13 protein-coding genes are annotated in these 19,148 nt (G+C 42.2%); 8 read left to right on the forward strand and 5 right to left on the reverse strand.

The features are described 5' to 3' along the window. Positions 1-19 precede the first annotated feature (19 nt). The 3 genes from AM228_RS07765 to AM228_RS07775 all read right to left on the reverse strand — a co-directional run bounded on the left by AM228_RS07765 (position 20) and on the right by AM228_RS07775 (position 3,068). Positions 20-727, reverse strand: coding sequence for an ROK family protein (locus AM228_RS07765; protein ID WP_054465558.1), 708 nt, complete (start codon positions 725-727; stop codon positions 20-22). 228 nt (positions 728-955) lie between these two features. Then, positions 956-2,272, reverse strand: a complete 1,317-nt coding sequence (locus tag AM228_RS07770; RefSeq protein ID WP_054465559.1) for a dihydrolipoamide acetyltransferase family protein — start codon at positions 2,270-2,272, stop codon at positions 956-958. A 346-nt stretch (positions 2,273-2,618) separates the two neighbouring features. Further along, complete coding sequence (locus AM228_RS07775) at positions 2,619-3,068, reverse strand: YlqD family protein (RefSeq protein WP_054465560.1); 450 nt, start codon at positions 3,066-3,068, stop codon at positions 2,619-2,621. A 472-nt stretch (positions 3,069-3,540) separates the two neighbouring features. On the opposite strand from AM228_RS07775, the gene AM228_RS07780 reads away from it, so the two are divergent. The 3 genes from AM228_RS07780 to bchE all read left to right on the forward strand — a co-directional run bounded on the left by AM228_RS07780 (position 3,541) and on the right by bchE (position 7,604). Further along, complete coding sequence (locus AM228_RS07780) at positions 3,541-4,260, forward strand: heme oxygenase (biliverdin-producing) (protein WP_054465561.1); 720 nt, start codon at positions 3,541-3,543, stop codon at positions 4,258-4,260. A 156-nt stretch (positions 4,261-4,416) separates the two neighbouring features. Further along, the gene (gene hemN / locus AM228_RS07785) at positions 4,417-5,802 is read left to right on the forward strand and encodes an oxygen-independent coproporphyrinogen III oxidase (RefSeq protein WP_054465562.1); all 1,386 of its coding nucleotides are present in this window, start codon (positions 4,417-4,419) and stop codon (positions 5,800-5,802) included. A gap of 203 nt (positions 5,803-6,005) precedes the next feature. After that, entirely contained in the window at positions 6,006-7,604 is a 1,599-nt protein-coding gene (bchE, locus tag AM228_RS07790; protein ID WP_231636694.1) for a magnesium-protoporphyrin IX monomethyl ester anaerobic oxidative cyclase, read from the forward strand. Between the two features lie 330 nt (positions 7,605-7,934). On the opposite strand, the gene AM228_RS07795 is transcribed toward bchE, so the two are convergent. Next, on the reverse strand, positions 7,935-8,324 hold the full coding sequence (locus AM228_RS07795; RefSeq protein WP_054465564.1) for a type II toxin-antitoxin system VapC family toxin: 390 nt from the start codon (positions 8,322-8,324) through the stop codon (positions 7,935-7,937). A gap of 1 nt (position 8,325) precedes the next feature. Next, on the reverse strand, positions 8,326-8,571 hold the full coding sequence (locus AM228_RS07800; RefSeq protein WP_054465611.1) for a DUF2281 domain-containing protein: 246 nt from the start codon (positions 8,569-8,571) through the stop codon (positions 8,326-8,328). A gap of 596 nt (positions 8,572-9,167) precedes the next feature. Between AM228_RS07800 and psbA the strand changes: the two genes are divergently transcribed. The 5 genes from psbA to AM228_RS07825 all read left to right on the forward strand — a co-directional run bounded on the left by psbA (position 9,168) and on the right by AM228_RS07825 (position 19,099). Continuing rightward, the gene (gene psbA, locus AM228_RS07805; RefSeq protein ID WP_054465565.1) at positions 9,168-10,250 is read left to right on the forward strand and encodes a photosystem II q(b) protein; all 1,083 of its coding nucleotides are present in this window, start codon (positions 9,168-9,170) and stop codon (positions 10,248-10,250) included. Between the two features lie 201 nt (positions 10,251-10,451). Next, positions 10,452-12,848, forward strand: coding sequence for a GUN4 domain-containing protein (locus AM228_RS07810; protein WP_054465566.1), 2,397 nt, complete (start codon positions 10,452-10,454; stop codon positions 12,846-12,848). Between the two features lie 233 nt (positions 12,849-13,081). After that, positions 13,082-13,387, forward strand: coding sequence for a hypothetical protein (locus AM228_RS07815; protein WP_054465567.1), 306 nt, complete (start codon positions 13,082-13,084; stop codon positions 13,385-13,387). 10 nt (positions 13,388-13,397) lie between these two features. Next, a complete protein-coding gene (locus tag AM228_RS07820) occupies positions 13,398-14,156 on the forward strand; it encodes a GDSL-type esterase/lipase family protein (protein ID WP_054465568.1) in 759 nt (252 codons plus the stop codon). Positions 14,157-14,290: 134 nt separating this feature from the next. Beyond that, positions 14,291-19,099: a TIR domain-containing protein gene (locus tag AM228_RS07825; protein ID WP_054465569.1), complete on the forward strand. Its 4,809-nt coding sequence runs from the start codon at positions 14,291-14,293 to the stop codon at positions 19,097-19,099. Positions 19,100-19,148 lie beyond the last annotated feature (49 nt).

Below are 19,148 nucleotides of genomic sequence, written 5' to 3' on the forward strand. Positions count from 1 at the left end.
TTTCGCTCGATCTATATCTTTAATCTTTCCACAGGGCAATGCCACCCAATAAGCCGTGAATATTGGGGATAATTGTGACATTTTCTGGTAAGTCGATCGCAATTTTTTTGGCTTCGCCCCCACCGATATAGATGCGATCGCAGTTAAACATATTTTGCCAAGATTCTAGGGCTTTTTCTAATCGTTTATTCCAGCGTTTTTTGCCAATTTCGTCTAAGGCAGTTCGGCTTAATTGTTGTTCGTAGGTTTCGCCTTTTCTAAATGGATGATGTCCCCCTTCCAAATTCGGGACTAATTTACCATCCACAAACAAAGCTGTACCAAATCCAGTGCCGAGAGTAATCACTAATTCTACTCCCACACCAGCGATCGCGCCTAACCCTTGTATATCCGCATCATTACAAACTCGCACGGGTTTTCCTAACCGTTCAGATAGGACAGTTGCTAAATTAAACTTCACCCAATCGGGGTGTAAATTCACTGCGGTGTAAATCACTCCATGCCGCACCACTCCGGGAAAACCCACCGATACTCGGTCAAATTCTCCTTGTTCACTGGCTAAAGAGGCGATCGCTTGAATCACTGGTTCTGGTTGTGCGGGATTGGGAGTCGGCACCCGGTTGCGTTCCGTCAAAGGTTCTCCCGCTTCATCTAATACAATGGTTTTAATCCCACTGCCGCCAATATCAACTGCTAATGTTCTAATATGCTGCTTTTTTTTCGTCATTTTTTCACCTCAAATAAACTTAAATTAACAATAATTAATCAAAAATTTAGGGAGCGATTTAATCTGAATTAATCTAAATTATTCTCAATAATATTCAATTAAATTTTTCCCATACAATTCGCCCACCGAACCAAAAAAAGCGATCGCCATAACCATATAGAAACCGGGTTTTAGGGCAACAATTAGAAGCTTTTTCCCCTAAGTTAACCCAGAAACCCGGTTTCTTGATTACATCGTCAAAGACTCAGGCTTAGTCTCAATTAATTGCGCCAAATCTTGCAAGAAAGCAGCGGCATGAGCGCCATAAATCACCCGATGATCGCAAGTAACATTCACCTGCATCTGACGCTTCACCCCGAACATTCCATCGTCAGTGGCTACTACTTGCGGACGGGAAGCACCGATCGCCATAATCGCCCCTTGACCGGGTGACAACACCGCATCAAAACGGTCTACCCCAAACATCCCTAAATTAGAGATGGTGAAAGTGCCGCTGTTGTATTCTGGGGGTTGCAGTTTCTTAGCTCTAGCCCGTTCCACCAAATCCTGCCAAACTCGCGACAGAGAATAAATATCCAACTGGTCAGCATTTTGCAGCACTGGGGTAATTAAACCGCCATCAGGCATCGCCACACCGACTGCAATGTTAATCGCACTACTATAGGCGATCGCCCCATCCCGATAACTGGCATTCATAATCGGATGTTTCTGCAACGTATTCGCCACCGCCTTAGCCAACAAAGCAGTCATGGTCACGCCCTTGGGCTTCAGTTGCTTATAGAGTCGATCCAGATTATCCGTAGTAATCGTATAGCCAACGCGGAACACCGGCATCTCCAGGCTGGCGTTCATATTCGCCACCACTGCTTTTTGCAGGGTATTTAACGGCACCACTTGACCGGGGGCTGACGGGGCTGGAGTCACCACGGGGGTCACGGTTCGAGTCACGGTGGGGACTGGTGACGGGGCGACGGGAGCAACGGGGGCAACGGGAGCAACGGGAGCAACAACCGGAGTCGCCACGGCAGCGGCTGGTTGCAACCCGGCGGCTGCTTCCACATCTCCCGCCACAATCCGACCATGCGGGCCACTACCCTTTAAGGTGTCTAAATTAACTTTGAGTTCTTTGGCCAACTTTTTCGCACGGGGGGAGGCAACGGTGCGACCATTGTCCACAGTGGCAGGTACGGCAGGTGTACTCGTTGCGGCTGCTTTGGGCGCTGGGGCGCTGGCTGGTGCAGCACTGGTGCTGGCAGCGGGTTGCGACAGATTTTTCGCCTTCTGTTTTGCTACTTCGATTTCCGCTTCCGTTTCCGCGAGAAAGGCGATCGCCTCTCCTACTGGGGCTGTACCACCGGCAGGGACAATAATCGTCGCCAAATACCCGGAATAAAAGGACTCTACGTCCATATCAGCCTTATCCGACTCGACAATTAAAACGGTTTCCCCTTTTTCCACCTTGTCCCCTGGGGCTTTTTCCCAGGAAACAATTTTACCTTCGGTCATTGTGGAGCTCAGGGCGGGCATGAAAACTTCGTGAATCATGGGGAGAAAGTTTCCGACTAGACGCTAAAATAAAACAAAATGTACGCCGATCGATCCGCCGATCGATCTGGTCGATAGAATCAACCACCGCGATCGGCAGATCCCCTACAAATAAATATGCATAGGGATGCGTAAGTCCTAATCAAAATTAGGTCAAATGGCATTGTACCGTGATGCTGGACACCACGGATACAATTCGCCCAATTTTCGCCAAATTTTTGCCAAATTATTTTACTGGCATTATGGGTCTGGCATTATGAGCCTGACATCATGGGTCTGACATTATCGGCCTGACATTATCGGCCTGACATTATCGGCCTCACATTATGGGCGATCGGTCATACCCTTATAGATCCCCGCGAATTTCTTCCACGATCCCATCCCGTAATAAAATTTCCACTTGCATTTTTTTAATCAGATTCTCACCCAGTTCAACGGTAAAAAAGCTTTCAACCTGAGTTTGGGTGACTTCTGTTTCCAGTTCCAAGGTCTGCACTTGTTGCAAGTTTTGCAAAATTTGATTTTTCTGATCCAGCAGCTTACGTTGCTGATTATTAACCTGAGATTGAATACTTTCCATCTGTTGCTGGATTTGTGCGCCACCGACACTAGCACTCTGTCTTTGCAAATCACTCATCGCTCGGTTCGCCTGGATTTCGATCTGCTGTAACTGAGTATCCAGTTGGTTAATTTGCGCTTGTAATTGTTGTTGGACTTCTTCTTTCCATCGTGGCGTCACAACGGCTTTCACGATTACATTGCGCTTCAGGAAGAGTTGTGAATTCGATAAATCCATGTATTTCTCCGTAATTATTAGAGTATCGGAACCTATTGCATATTAGTGCAGAAGCTAAAAAATCGGGGAACGGGGAAGAGAGGGTGTAGGGTGTAGGGTGTAGGGTGTAGGGAAGAGTGAATAGTCAATAGTCAATAGTGATATTTATGCATAACTTTTCAATGCATCACTTTTAACTTTTCACTTCTCCCCCCGATGGCGGCCCTACACCGATGGCGGCCCTACACCGATGGCGGCCTTACACCCTACACCGATGGCGGCCTCAACCAACAACCAACAACCAACAACCAACAACCAACAACCAACCTATTGTGAATTTTTATTAAACTGACTATACTTAAAAGCTACATCACTATAGAGTAATAAAAAGATTAAGACACCGGGTTTCGCGTAAGTATTATTACTGAGAAACCTTTTTCCCTCAGAAACTTTCTGATTCAGGCACCCGATTACAAACCATTAACAATTCAGCATGAGCAGTCAACTAGCCGCAAAGCTTCGGGAAGGAACAAAAAAGCCTCATAGCACAGCCGAAAACACGGGTTTTGTGCTGTGTTTAATCAAAGGGGTTATCGAACCCATCTCCTTGAGAAAATTTCTTAGCTACTTATATTTTGTCTACAGTGCATTAGAACAAAATCTAGAAAAATATCGGCAACATCCGGTGGTTGGGCCGATGTATTTTCCCGAACTGAATCGCACCGCAAATTTACAAGAAGATTTAGCCTATTTTTATGGCGAAAATTGGCGCGATCAAATCACTACCTCAGAACATTGCGATGTTTTTGTAGCGCGGATTCATGCCGTATCAGTCACTCATCCAGAATTATTAGTGGCTCATGCTTACACTCGCTATTTAGGCGATTTATCCGGCGGTCAAGCATTTCGGAAAATTTTTCGCAATGCTTTAAAATTACCGGCAGACAAAGGCACAAGATTTTATGAATTTGATGCCATTTCTGATATCCCAGCCTTTAAAGATCGCTATCGCGATGCTTTAAATTATTTGGTAGTCAGCGATGAAATTGCCGATAAAATTGTCGCTGAAGCAAATGAATCATTTTATCTCAGTCGCAGTCTATTTAAAGGACTAGAAGTTGATTTAATTAAAGTCATTGGCCAAGCAGAATACGATCGCATTGCCAGCCAAACCCACCCCGGAAGTACGGAAACCGTAGGGGCTAGATCGTAGCCTAAATCTGCCAAAACGGGCGATCGACCGGGTTGCTAAATAAATCTTGTTTTGATCTCTTGTTCTAATTTCAGACATAAAAATAACCCGGGTTTTTAACCAATTTTTGTCCCACTCTTACTTGATTCCACTCTTAAAATTTCAGAAATAACGACTATGAAATTATTAACCCAAGACGTAAAATTTGACCACGATTTGATTGTCAAGTACGATCGCACCAGCGCCCGTTATACCAGCTATCCCACTGCCCATGCCTTAAGCAGTGAATTTACCGAGACAGCTTTACACGACTGTATCGCCCGGAGTAATGAAAAAAAATCGCCCCTATCCCTTTATTTTCATATTCCTTTTTGTCAAAGTGCTTGCTATTTCTGTGGTTGTAATGTGATTGTCACCCAAACCCAGAAAGCTATTGAACCTTATTTGAATTATTTATATCAAAATATTGCCAACGTTTCTGGGTTAATTGACAAAGACCGGAAAGTTTCTCAACTTCACTGGGGTGGGGGAACTCCGAATTATTTAAGTCTGCATCAAGTGGAAGCCCTCTGGACTAAAATTAATCAACATTTTACTTTTGCAGACAATGCCGAAATTTCTATAGAAGTCAATCCCCGCTATGTCGATCGCAACTATATTTTTCTCTTACGGGAATTAGGCTTTAATCGGATTAGCTTTGGGATTCAAGATTTTAATCCCCAAGTTCAAGCGGCAGTGAACCGAGTTCAGCCAGAAGAATTGCTGTTTAACGTGATGAGTTGGATTCGGGAAGCGGGGTTTGAAAGTGCAAATGTGGACTTAATTTATGGGTTGCCTTTCCAAAGTCTGAGTACCTTTACCGAGACGATTGAAAAAACCATTAAACTCGATCCAGAACGGGTGGCGGTGTTTAATTTTGCCTATCTGCCCAGCATGAAACCTGTACAAAAAAATATTGCGGAAAAAGACTTGCCGCAAGCAGAGGAAAAACTGGCAATTTTACAAATGGCGATCGAAAAGTTAACCAGCAATGGTTATGTATTTATTGGCATGGATCACTTTGCCAAACCGAATAATGAGTTAGCGATCGCCCAACGGGAAGGGGAACTGCACCGCAACTTCCAAGGCTATACCACCTTACCTGGGGCCGACTTATTTGGCTTTGGCATTACTTCCATTAGTATGCTCGATGATGTTTACTTCCAAAATCATAAACGCCTGAAAGATTATTACCAAGCCATTGATGCAAAACAACTGCCGGTAGAAAAAGCAGTATTTCTGGATTTTGATGATATGCTGCGTCGGGAAGTAATCATGGAACTGATGTGTCAGTTCAACTTATCCAAACGTCAGATAGAAGCCAAATATGATCTGAATTTTGAGCAATATTTTGCTTGGGAACAAGAGCATTTACACGCCCTAGAAAAAGATGGACTGGTACAGGTGGACGCGGAAAAAATCCAAGTTACCCCAGTGGGTCGGTTACTCATCCGCAATATTGCCACAATTTTTGATGCTCATAGCCGCCAAAATCAGGTAAGAATACTTTCCCGATCTATTTAATAAAGTAACCACAAAGCAACCACAAAGACACAAAAGACCATTAGCATAATTACGGAAAAAAACCACCAAAAACCCTGAAAAATGGGGCTTAGGGAGGGATGTAAAAAGCATAAATATTTTCTTCTGCGTTTGTGTCCTTTGTGTCCTTTGTGTCTTTGTGGTAAATCTGTTTATAATCTGCTTATTTTTATCAGGAGAAAAATATGATGAAAATAATGATGGTTCAACCGAATTATCACTCTGGTGGGGCGGAAATTGCCGGAAATTGGCCGCCAAGTTGGGTGCCTTATGTGGGGGGCGCGTTGAAAACCGCAGGGTTTAAGAATATTCGCTTCGTAGACGCGATGACAAATAATATCTCTGACGATATTTTAAGGGAAATTATTGAGAGAAATCAGCCGGATGTGGTGCTGGCAACGGCAATTACCCCGATGATTTATCAATCGCAGAAAACTCTGAAGATGGTGAAAGAAGTTTGCCCCCAAGCGAAGACGATTATGGGGGGAATTCACCCCACTTATATGTATGCAGAAGTTTTGACGGAATCCCCTTGGGTGGATTATATTATTCGGGGTGAAGGGGAAGAGATTACGGTGAATTTGATGCGGGCGATCGCTGCGGGAACGGATATGAGCGATCGCCACCAAATTAAAGGGATTGCATTTTTAGAAAATGGCCAAATTTTCGCCACACCAGCCCACGATCCAATTGCCAATCTGGATACATTAACCCCGGATTGGAGTTTATTAGAATGGGATAAATATATTTATATTCCCTTAAATGTGCGGGTAGCGGTGCCCAACTACGCTAGGGGTTGTCCGTTTACCTGCCGGTTCTGTTCTCAGTGGAAATTTTGGCGCAATTATCGCATCCGCACGCCAAAATTATTCGTGGATGAAATTGAAACCCTGGTGAAAGAACACAATGTAGGTTTCTTTATTTTAGCTGATGAAGAACCGACGATTAATCGGAAACAATTTATCGCCTTATGTGAGGAATTAATCGATCGCAACTTGGGGGTTCACTGGGGAATTAATACTCGCGTCACCGATATTTTACGGGATGCAGAGTTACTGCCTCTCTATCGGAAAGCGGGATTAGTTCATGTGTCCCTGGGCACGGAAGCAGCCGCCCAATTAAACCTGAATGTGTTTCGCAAACAAACCACCATTGAAGATAATCACCGGGCGGTGCAATTGCTGAAAGAAAATGGCATTGTGGCCGAAGCCCAATTTATTATGGGTTTAGAAAATGAAACCCCGGAAACCATTGAAGAAACCTATAATATGGCGCTGAAATGGAATCCAGATATGGTGAACTGGAATATATTTACTCCTTGGCCATTTTCTGAATTATTCCAAGAAATCGGCGATCGCGTCGAAGTGCGGGACTACTCTCAATATAACTTTGTCACCCCAATTATTAAACCCAACAACATGGAACGAGAAGAGGTACTCAAAGGGGTACTACATAACTATGCTCGTTTCTATATGCGGAAAACATTTGAGTATTGGTTAATCAAAGATAGCTTTAAGCGGAAATATATGTTGGGCTGCTTAAAAGCCTTTGCCAAAGCAACTTTAAATAAGCGCTTTTATAACCTTAACCGCGTCAAACAAAAAGGGCTACATACGGAAATTGATTTAGGGTTCGATCAATCCAAAATTTACACCAGAGAAGAAATCGCCAAACGGAAACAAGAACATCCCGAACTGGCCGCAGATATCAATTTTGCGGGCACCGCTTGCACCCAATTTGAGGACAATTCATCAAATTCTGACTCCTCCGCTTGTTGTTTATAAGTTATACCGTTTTCAAAATTGTAGCCATAATTTTTGAAATTAGTATTAAATATAGGGTTGGCAATGCCCCCCTAATAATTTTATCCTTTGGTAAATATATCTGTAGGGGCGAAGCATTCGCGGAGACTTACCCGCGAATGCTTCGCCCTTAAACTGAAAAGCGGCGATAATTTCTCGGTTGGTAGTGGAGATTAGACATATTAGACAAGAATGCTTCGCTTTTAAAGACCTATTTGTACAATCGGGAGCTTCCCAGTTTTATTTCTATAAGTTGTCAAATAAAACCGATTTTATTGGGTTTTTTTCTGGGGAATTCCTGGGTATACAAATTCATTTCCAGATTCGTTGAATTGAATAAGAATTAAATTTAGTATCGCCACTCAACAGCAGCAGCGATCGGTTCATAGCTTGAGTGACTAAAATGCGATCGAATGGATCTCGATGACCGGGGATAACCGGCAAACTTGCGTAAGTTTGAGTATCTTCAACGGTTATGGGCAAAATTTCCGCATCGATCGTCACCACCTCCTGAAATAGCTCTTGAACTGGTCGATTAATTTCTAGTTTTCCCACGTTTAATTTAATGGAAATTTCCCATAAACTAACGATACTGAAATACAAACCAGTCTTGGAATCGATGATTTGTCTGGCTTCATTAATGAGTCTGGGATCTCCTAGTAAATACCAGAGGAATACATGAGTATCTAAGAGAAATTTCATGCTACATATAGTCCTTTAAATCTTCCAGGGGTTCGTCAAAATCATCGGACATAATGATTTGTCCAGCCCAACTCCCATAACCATGAGATTTTTCCAGGTCTTGTTGGTTCTCCTCTTTGCCGTTTGGTCGAGATGCTCCCGTCGAATTGACATATTTTTCTAACAAAAACTCGATATAGTGACCGACTTCGGTTTTGAGTGACTCTGGCAATGCCTCGTATTTTTCTAAAATTTTTGCTTGTGTCATTGGTGTTTCTCCTAGCTGTTTTTCCAGTTTATTCATTAGTATTAGGGACGATTTGGGGGCAATTACTACCCGATTAGACTAATTTTTACAGCGGTTTTCAGATTACTAAACCACGATTGGGCGAAGCATTCCGGCAGTCAGGTTAATACTCTAAGCAATAATTTATCTGCCGGAATGCTTCGCCCCTACAGATATTTCTGGTTTACTCGCGGAGAAAATTGCTGTAAACCAATTAATTATATCACTCAGATATATTTGGTTGTTGGTGGTTGGGTGTTGGTGGTTGGTGGTTGGTGGTTGGTGGTTGGTGGTTGGTGGTTGGTGGTTGCTGGTTGCTGGTTAATGGTTGCTGGTTAGTTACTGATTACTTGTTGCTTGTCAATGACAAAGAACTAAAGACCATCAACCAACAACCAAGAACCAAGAACAAAACCCATACACAGTAAAGCTTTCAGGAAATAAAAAAATTTTTTCAAAAAACATTTAACAACTAAACACTTATATAGTTATTTAAATATATAAACAGGCAAAACCTCAAATCAAATTTGATGATGAGGATGAGGATGTCGGGAAAAATACTAGCCATCATCAAAACTATGACCACTACTTTTCAAGAACGCCAAAGTAACAGTCTTTGGGAACGCTTTTGTAGCTGGATTACCAGCACCGACAACCGTCTATATATTGGCTGGTTTGGTGTGTTGTTAATTCCCACAGCTTTAACCGCAGCAATTGTATTTATTCTGGCAATGGTTGCGGCTCCTCCGGTAGATTTGGATGGCATTCGTGAGCCTGTTTCCGGTTCTTTGCTGTATGGAAATAACATTATTACGGCAACTGTTGTTCCCTCTTCTGCGGCGATCGGGTTGCATTTATATCCAATCTGGCAAGCAGCTTCTTTGGATGAATGGCTTTACAATGGTGGCCCTTATCAACTGATTGTGTTGCACTTCTTAATCGCTATCTATGCTTACATGGGTCGCGAATGGGAATTAAGCTACCGTTTAGGAATGCGTCCTTGGATTGCTGTTGCTTTTTCCGGTCCAGTGGCGGCAGCGACTGCGGTACTGTTGGTTTATCCGATTGGACAAGGCAGCTTTTCTGATGGTTTGATGTTAGGAATTTGTGGAACCTTCAACTTTATGATTGTGTTCCAAGCTGAACATAATATTCTGATGCATCCTTTCCATATGCTTGGTGTTATCGGGGTATTTGGCGGCGCTTTATTCTCCGCAATGCACGGTTCTTTGGTGACTTCTAGCTTGATTCGTGAAACCAGTGAGGAAGAATCTCAAAATGCTGGTTACAAGTTTGGCCAAGAAAAAGAAACTTACAATATTGTTGCCGCTCACGGTTACTTTGGTCGCTTGATTTTCCAATATGCCAGCTTTAATAACGGTCGTTCTTTGCACTTTTTACTCGCCGCTTGGCCTGTGATTGGTATCTGGTTCACTTCTCTCGGTGTTAGCACAATGGCCTTCAATTTGAATGGGTTTAATTTCAACCAATCTGTCTTAGATTCTGAAGGACGAGTGATTAATACTTGGGCTGATGTGATCAACCGGGCGAATTTGGGAATTGAAGTGATTCACGAGCGCAATGCTCACAACTTCCCCTTAGATTTAGCTGCTGGTGAATCTCAACCAGTTGCGATCGCGGCTCCCGCTATCCAAGGTTAATCTGACGATTTTGCATCAATGAGCGTCAATCTCTTCTGCTTATCCTCAACATAAAAATACCGTCCCTTAGTTACTCCCAGCTAAGGGCGGTTTTTTTATTAGTTCATTTTTGGAGATAGATCGCGCATTTTGGGAAAAATAGGATATAAAAGGGATGAGGCATTCCCTATTGATGCCCTATTGATACCCAATTTCCCACCCATGAGTGATTACGCTTACCAAGTCGGCGGTAGCTTGCCGGTAGATGCTCCCAGCTATGTGCAACGGCAGGCAGATGAAGACCTTTATCAAGGGTTAAAAGCGAGAGAGTTTTGCTATGTGCTGAATTCCCGACAAATGGGTAAATCTTCGTTGCGGGTGCGGACGATGCAACGGTTACAAGCAGAGGGAATTCTTTGTGCTTCCATTGATTTAACAGCGATCGGCACTTCAGAAATTACCCCAGAAGAATGGTATGCGGGGGTAATTGACAGTATTGTGGGCAGCTTAGATTTATATAATGTGTTTGATTTAGATGAATGGTGGGAAACCCAGGGACGGTTGTCAAATTTACGCCGCTTCAGTAAATTTATTGAGCAAATTCTGATCCATCAAATTCAGCAACCTCTGGTGATTTTTATTGATGAAATTGATAGTGTTTTGAGTTTAAATTTTAAAGTTGATGATTTTTTTGCGGCGATTCGGGCTTGCTATAATAAACGGGCAGAACAGCCCGCATTAGGGCGACTGACTTTCTGTATTTTGGGGGTGACTACTCCTTATGATTTAATTCAGGATAGAAATCGCAGTACCCCATTTAATATTGGCAGAGCGATCGCCCTCACCGGATTTCAGTTCCATGAGGCAGCACCTTTAGTCCAAGGATTACGGCAAAAATTTGCCCATTTTGCCCATGCGGATCTTATTTTAAAAGAGGTGTTGTCTTGGACGGGAGGACAGCCTTTTTTAACGCAAAAAGTTTGTCGAATGTTGGGCAATGCCACCCCGCCCACCACGGAGAAAAATCTGGCGGATTGGGTGGAAAAAATTATCCGTCAGCAGGTGATTTATAATTGGGAATCCCAGGATGAACCGGAACATTTACGCACTATTCGCGATCGCCTACTTTGGCGGGGCGATCGACAAGGGAAAATCCTGCGACTCTATCAGCAAATATTACGCCAAGGGTCAATTAGAGCACAGCAAAAGCCCGAATATTTAGATTTGCAACTCACCGGCTTAGTGGTGAAACACAATAGTAGATTAAAAATATATAACCGCATCTATGGTGAAGTTTTTAATCAAACTTGGTTATCATATGTTTTAAAAGAAACTTTTACGAAAAATCATCCCCTAAATCCGTTCAATGATGTGACAATTGACTACAGCAAACTCCGGGATTTTTTGGCGGCTAAACAGTGGCAAGCAGCGGATCAAGAAACCGCAGCAATTATGCTGAAAATCGCTGGTAAAGAATCCGCCAGTCGGTTGACAGGTCAGGATATCCAAAAATTTCCTTGTGAGGAACTTGGCAGAATTAACCAATTGTGGTTGGATTTTAGTGATGGGCGGTTTGGCTTTACGGTACAAAAACAGATTTGGGAACAAGTGGGGGGATTGGTCAATTCAGATGATTCTGAAACCTACAGTCGTTTTGCCGATCGCGTTGGTTGGCGCAAAAATGGTTCTTGGTTGGACTATTCCCAACTGAGGTTTAATAGCAATTCTCACAGCACTTCTCCCCTGGGACATCTTCCTCGCGTTATGGTAGTTTTTTGGCCGACTGTTGCCGGTGATGAGACTTTCAAAGAAAGGGATTTTTTAGAGGCGATCGCGCAAGCGGAAAACTGGACAGAAGAAGAAATTGGCGATTTATTTGAAGGATGTGTTTATCTATTTTCTCGGCTGAAGGATTGTAATTTAGAATCTAGTTCAGAGTTAGCAGAAAATCCGCGCCTATCTTCATCACCTTCCCTTGCCGATGCCCCCAAAGTAAAATCAAAAAATATTGTCGTTAATTCACAAAAAACAATGAATCGTGTTCCATTAATTTCTGCCCAAGATCGGAATTTAAACTCAAATTTTTTATATGAATCGATGATTCATAATTGTTGGCTGAGAATCTATCTAGGAGATATTACTGATTTAGTCGTTGATGTGATCGTCAGTTCTGATGACATATATCTGACAATGGGCGGAGGAGTATCGGCCAAAATCAGACGAGTGGGCGGCGATGAAATTAAAAAAGAAGCTCAACTATTAACTCCTTTATCTTTAGGTGATATTGCCATTACCACCGCTGGAAATTTGGCGGCAAAAAAAATATTTCATGCAGCGGTGCTTGATTGGCAGCCCCTACAAAAGCCAACGGAAGATCCGATCAAAAAATCAGTGGTAAATTGCCTGGATTGTGCGAATTATTTAAAACTTAAAACCATTGCTTTTCCTTTGTTGGGAACTGGTAAAGCCCGGTTTACTTCTCTGCAAGTTTTTGATATTATGGTAAATGAGATTATCGCCAAAATTGGCACCGACAATCAAAGTATTGAGGAAGTAGCGATCGTCATTTTTGGTGATATATCTCTCGCGGAATATTTAATTTCAACGCTAAAAAAATAGTGATTGATTAATTAATTAGTTATATAAGCAGTTATCTAGGAGGTGTCGATAGTCGATAAATAACCATAATTTACAGGCTGTTTACAGCATTTTAACCATAAAGATTAAGAGTAAACAATAAGCATCACCACTTATTGCCGATTATTTTGCCAGAAATAAATTACTAAAACGCTTCGCCCTGACAGAATTGTTTTATTATAATCAAATAATGAGATGTTGCCATAAATCCAATTATGAAGTTGAAAAATATAAATTTAATTGCCTTTGTCCTCATATTCCTCTTATCTTTCAGCATTGCCCAACCAGCGGCAGCAGCCTTTTGCCGGAATTACAAAGGAAATAGTATTTGTATTCTGAGTATTGAACGCAGTGCTAAATATTATTGGGAATATCGGGCAGCGGTCAAAGTGAATGGCGCAACTCGTCCGGTGGAAATTTATAATTGCCGCGATCGCACTCGGACAAAAGCAGATGGCAAAATCGTCTCATTCGAGAAAAATGGGGCAGGCAATTTGATTTGTACCGTGCTGAATCAGTAAAAGTTTTATTATGAAAAAAAGGCAAATTTTAGTTTTATTAAATATTGCTTTATTTGCTGTTTTATTCATTTCTATAATACTGAATTTTATCCTCTACAAACGAGGAATTCAGTATTATATAGACTTGAATCAGACTCGCTTAGATCCTTTTCAGGTAAGCACCTATCCCCCAGAGGCAAAACCGCCCAAAAATCCGCAAGCTTTATCAAAGCGAGTGGTATTTTTTGGAGACTCTAGAGTCCTGAGTTGGCCAGCGCCCAACTTGCCCAACTATGAATTTATTAATCGGGGAATTGGGGGACAAACTTCGGTGCAAATTAAAGGACGCTTTGACCAGCATATCCGTCCCCTGCAACCGGATATTGTGGTACTGCAACTAGGGATTAATGATTTAAAAACCATTGGCTTATTTCCCGAAAAAAAAGCGGAAATTATTGCCAATTGTCGAGAAAATATTCGAGAAATCGTCAAAAAATCTCAAGCCTTGGGAGCGGTGGTGATCGTCACGACAATTTTTCCTTTTGGGGATATTCCTATCACCCGGCAACCTTTATGGTCTGATGATATTTTGCCTGCGGTTCAAGAAATTAATGCCCATATTGCCAGTTTAGAGGATGAGGGGATTATTATATTTGATTCTTTTTCCATTCTCGCGGATGACCGGGGCATGATGCCAGCGTCTTATCGCATTGATGAGTTACACTATAACCAGCGGGGATATCAGAAAATTAATCAAGAGTTTACTGAGTTATTCAAAACCATTGATTAAATAATGATTATCTCTGCCTCTAAAAAAACCCGGTTTCTTAAAAAACTCCTAGGTTTATGAAGAAAACCTCAGTTTCTTCAAGAAACCTGGGTTCTATCCCCGGCATATCTATTCCCAGCAATTATTAACAAATTATGTCTGAATTGTACCATGCCTTTATTTCCTATGGCCGCGCCGATAGCAAAGAATTTGCCATCAAACTTTACAATTGCCTCACAAACCTTGGCTTTAATATCTGGTTTGACCAACATGATATCCCCTTGGCGGTAGATTTTCAAAATCAAATCGATGATGGCATTGCCAAAGCGGATAATTTTCTGTTTATTATTTCCCCCCATGCGGTGAATTCCTCCTATTGCCAGAAAGAGATTAATCTGGCATTAAAATACCATAAGCGGATAATTCCCTTACTGCACGTGGAACAAATTACCCAAGAAACTTGGCAAAGCAGAAATCCCCTGGGTACTGAAGCCGAATGGCAAGATTATCAAGCTAAATGGTTACATTCTAGCTTTGTCAATATGCCCCCAGAGATTGCAAAAATTAACTGGGTTTACTTTCGGGAAAATATTGATAGTTTTGATGAGTCTTTAGGCGGGTTAATCCAAGTCTTTGATACCCATATAAATTATGTTAGACAGCACACTAAGTTTTTGGCTGATGCTCTAAATTGGCAAGAAAATCACCAGCAAACTCGATATTTGTTGATTGGCGAACAAAGGCAAGCGGCAGAACAATGGTTAGACCGAAAATTCGTGGATGAACCTGCTCCTTGTCAACCCACTGATTTACAATGCGAATATATTTGTGAAAGCATCAAGAATGCGAATAACTTGATGACCCAAGTATTTATCGGGTATGCAGACTCAGACCGGGACATTATGGAACATCTGACTCGGACTTTGCGCCGAGAAAAAATTACGGTTTGGCAAAATACCAGAGATATTAAAACTGGTGCAGATTTTCAAGAAGAAATTAAGCGAGGGATTGTTGGGGCAGATAACTTAGTTTATCTAATTTCTCCAGATTCTCTCGCTTCTCAATATTTTCACTCAGAAATTGAGTTGGCTTTGTCCTACCAAAAGCGGATTATTTGTTTAATGGTTCAGCCTATAGAAGTTAAAACGATTCCTGAAACATTGCGATCGCTTCAATTTATCGAGTTAACCGATTGGCAAAATTATGAAATTTATCAGAAACAAAGCAATGAATTAATTAAACAACTCCGAGAAGAATCCGCTTATTATCAAGACCATAAACTTCTCCTGGCTAAAGCCTTAAAATGGCAAGAACAAAACCGCAACCCTAGCATTTTGTTGCGGGGATATAACTTACAGCATTTTCAGGCATGGCTGAAACTAGGAAAAACCCGCGATCGATATCAGCCAATTCCTTTACAAGGGGAATTTATTGAGGTCAGCAGTCAGTATCAGTTCAGTTATTTAGAAGTTTTCATCTCTTATTCTCGCACCGATTCCGACCTAGCTAGAAAAATTAATGATGCACTCCAATCTCAAGGAAAATTTACCTGGTTTGACCAGGAAAGTATTGCCGCTGGGACAGATTTTCAGCAAGAAATCTATCGGGGCATTGAAAATTCTGATAACCTCTTATTTATTATTTCTCCTAGTTCGGTGAATTCCCCCTATTGTGCGGCGGAAGTGGAATATGCCCAAAAATTAAATAAGCGATTTGTCACTATATTATATCGTCCCGTTGACCCAGAAACTTTGCATCCCGTTTTGGCGAAAGTGCAGTGGATTGACTTTAATCAGCATGGGGGCGATTTTTATGCCAATTTTAGTGAGTTAGTCAGAACTTTAGACACGGATAGAGACCATCTAAGAAGTCATACGAAGTGGTCGCAACGAGCTTTGGAATGGCAGGAAAAAGGGAAAAGTGCCGATTTATTGTTGCGGGGCAGCGAGTTAAGTGTTGCTGAAGATTGGTTGCAGGAAAGTCAACAAGAACATAAGCAGCCTCCGGTGACGGATTTGCAACAGGAATATATTGCGAAAAGTCAAGCCGCGAGAGAAGCTGGGATTAAGCAAGAAAAGCAACGAGTTTTGATTTTAAGAACCCTACTTGGTGGAGTTAGCGTGGCATTGGTGGCGGCGATCGCCCTGGGGTTAAAGGCGAATAAATTGGCCACAGAAGCGACGATTAAAGCTGATGCAATTTTAGCCCGAAATTTGATTAGAGCAAATCCCCTAGAAGCTTTAATTTCCGCCATTGAAATCACCGGCAGAAGTGAAGCAAAATTAGGCCAAGTTTTGCCGATCGCTCAATCTAGTTTATCCGCCACCGTCCACGCAATTCGAGAACGCGATCGCCTCAAAGGACATACCGCTAATATTAATTCAGTGGTGATGACTCTAGACGGTAAAAAAATTGTTTCTGCCAGTGGAGATAAAACCATTAGAATCTGGGATAATTCGGGAGAAAAATTAGCGGTATTAACCGGCCATAAAAATTATATTTTCTCCGTGGCTATTACCCCAGACGATCAAAAAATTGTTTCCGGTAGTGGGGACAGTACGATTCGCGTCTGGGATATTATTTCCGGGAAACAATTAGCCGTTTTAAAAGGACATCATGGGAACATTTTAGCAGTAGCTATTACCCCAGATGGGCAAAACATTGTTTCCGCCAGTTGGGATAACACAATTAGAATTTGGGATATTAATTCAGGCCAGCAATTAGCCGTTTTAAATGGACATGAAAATGGGGTGATTGCGGTGGCCATTACACCAGATGGGCAAAACATTGTTTCCGCCAGTTGGGATAACACAATTAGAATTTGGGATTTAGTTTCCGGATCTGAATTAAAAGTATTAAAAGGCCATGATTCTGGAGTAATTTCTGTGGCGATTACCCCCGATGGGCAAAATATTGTTTCTGGGAGTTGGGATAATACAATTCGGGTCTGGAATATGGCCGGTGAACCATTAAAAGTTTTAAAAGGACATCTGGATCGAGTTTGGTCTGTGAAAATTACCCCCGATGGCCAAAAAATTGTCTCCGGTAGTGGGGATAAAACGATTAAAGTTTGGAGTTTATCCGGTGAAGAATTAGCGGAATATAAAGGACATGAGTCAGGGGTACTTTCCATAGGCATATCCCCCGATGGCAAAACGATTATTTCTGCCAGTGATGACCGCACAATTCGTCTGTGGGATATGTCAGCCCAAGAACCGAAAATTCTAGGGATACATGACTCATATGTGATTTCCGTAGCCATTTCTCCAGACGGGCAAAAAATTGTTTCTGGTAGTGCGGATAAAACCATTCGACTTTGGGATATATCTCAGGATAAATTAACCGTATTTAAAGGACATGAATTGACGATTAATTCAGTGGCTATTACCCCCGATGGCCAAAAAATTGTGTCCGGTAGTGATGACCAGACAATTCGACTTTGGGATATGTCTGGTAAGCAATTAGCGGTGTTAAAAGGGCATCAGTCTGGGGTAATTTCTGTGGCTATTTCCCCGGACGGGAAACAAATTGTTTCTGGTAGTTCAGACAATACTATTCGACTTTGGGATATCTCCGGTAAGGACTTAGCTGTATTTGAAGGACATGAGGGGGCGGTGGTTTCCGTGGCTATTTCTCCCGACGGGAAACAAATTGTTTCTGGTAGTGATGATGGAACAGTTCGTTTGTGGAGTATTTCTGGGGAACAATTAGCCGTATTTACCGGCCATGAATCCGGGGTTTATTCCGTGGCTATTTCCCCAGACGGCAAAAGAATTGTTTCTGGTAGTTTAGACAACAAAATTCGCATTTGGAATTTAGCGGGTCAGCCCCTCGCTATATTAAAAGGCCATGAGAATTATGTGCGATTTGTGGCTATAACCCCCAATGGCCAAAATATTGTTTCCGCTAGTCAGGATAATACAATTAGAGTCTGGAATTTAGCCGGGGAAGAAGTAGGAATCTTACAAGGACATGAGGGCGGAGTTAATGCAGTGGCGATTACTTCAGATGGGCAGAATATTATTTCTGGCAGTGATGATAAAACGATTCTTTTGTGGCGAGGTTCTTGGTCTGGTTGGTTAGCCACAGGATGCGATCGCTTACGGTTACATCCAGTATTCTTAGAAACCGCATTTAACCGCCCAAATGTAGAATCAATCCGCTTGGATTTTTCCCAAAAATCAGAAACAGAAAATATCCCACTGGCAGCGGTAAAAACTTGTCAAGAACAGGTATGGAATAAACAGCAAACAGCCGATTTTTATGTGCAACAAGGTTTATTAATTGCCCGGTCAACGGGTGATTTTGCCTCCGCGAAAAAACAGTTTAAGCAAGCGCAACAGTTAGACCCAGAATTTTATTCTGCTTTAGAATTTAACCCAGAAACAAAAGCCAAGCAAATCGTGGTGTTAATGTTGCTCCAAGATGCAGAAAACCGGGCACAACAGGCAGATTTACCCGGCGCGATCGCCAAATTTAACCGGGCGAAAAATATCGATCCGGCTTTACCATTTGACCCGGAAACAAAAGCCAAAGAAATCGTCGCGGCTACTTGGATTACTAAGGCCGCTGCATCGATTCGCCAAGGAGATTTAGAGTTAGCGTGGAAACATTATCAACAGGCGCGGGAATTAGACACTGAATTAGCAAAAGCCACTGTAGGGGATTTAAATACAATCTGTTGGTATGGCACTTTACAAGGTTATGTTACTCAGGCGATCGCTGCTTGCGAAATTGCCGTAAAACGCGAACCCAATCATGGGGGAATGCGGGATAGTCGCGGGGTGGCGCGAGTGTTGACGGGCAATTATGCCGGGGCAATGTCTGATTTTGAGGCATTTATTAACTGGAGTGATAATGACGTAGAAAAAAATCAACGTCAAGGCTGGGTAGATGCGTTACGTCAGGGAAAAAACCCGTTAACGGAGGACGTGATAAAAGAGTTATTATTAGAATCCCACTAACCAATACCAATAAGCAACAATTTTCAGAAATTTAGGGGCTACATCGGAT

This window comes from Planktothricoides sp. SR001 (assembly GCF_001276715.1).
In the GTDB taxonomy this organism is placed as follows: Bacteria; Cyanobacteriota; Cyanobacteriia; order Cyanobacteriales; family Laspinemataceae; genus Planktothricoides; species Planktothricoides raciborskii.

Coding starts and splice junctions, on each gene's coding strand:
- bchE (WP_231636694.1), top strand. CDS start 6,006: ATGATGAAAATAATGATGGTTCAACCGAATTATCACTCTGGTGGGGCG.
- AM228_RS07795 (WP_054465564.1), bottom strand. CDS start 8,324: ATGAAATTTCTCTTAGATACTCATGTATTCCTCTGGTATTTACTAGGA.
- AM228_RS07780 (WP_054465561.1), top strand. CDS start 3,541: ATGAGCAGTCAACTAGCCGCAAAGCTTCGGGAAGGAACAAAAAAGCCT.
- AM228_RS07810 (WP_054465566.1), top strand. CDS start 10,452: ATGAGTGATTACGCTTACCAAGTCGGCGGTAGCTTGCCGGTAGATGCT.
- AM228_RS07815 (WP_054465567.1), top strand. CDS start 13,082: ATGAAGTTGAAAAATATAAATTTAATTGCCTTTGTCCTCATATTCCTC.
- hemN (WP_054465562.1), top strand. CDS start 4,417: ATGAAATTATTAACCCAAGACGTAAAATTTGACCACGATTTGATTGTC.
- AM228_RS07765 (WP_054465558.1), bottom strand. CDS start 727: ATGACGAAAAAAAAGCAGCATATTAGAACATTAGCAGTTGATATTGGC.
- AM228_RS07800 (WP_054465611.1), bottom strand. CDS start 8,571: ATGACACAAGCAAAAATTTTAGAAAAATACGAGGCATTGCCAGAGTCA.
- AM228_RS07825 (WP_054465569.1), top strand. CDS start 14,291: ATGTCTGAATTGTACCATGCCTTTATTTCCTATGGCCGCGCCGATAGC.
- AM228_RS07775 (WP_054465560.1), bottom strand. CDS start 3,068: ATGGATTTATCGAATTCACAACTCTTCCTGAAGCGCAATGTAATCGTG.
- AM228_RS07770 (WP_054465559.1), bottom strand. CDS start 2,272: ATGATTCACGAAGTTTTCATGCCCGCCCTGAGCTCCACAATGACCGAA.
- psbA (WP_054465565.1), top strand. CDS start 9,168: ATGACCACTACTTTTCAAGAACGCCAAAGTAACAGTCTTTGGGAACGC.
- AM228_RS07820 (WP_054465568.1), top strand. CDS start 13,398: ATGAAAAAAAGGCAAATTTTAGTTTTATTAAATATTGCTTTATTTGCT.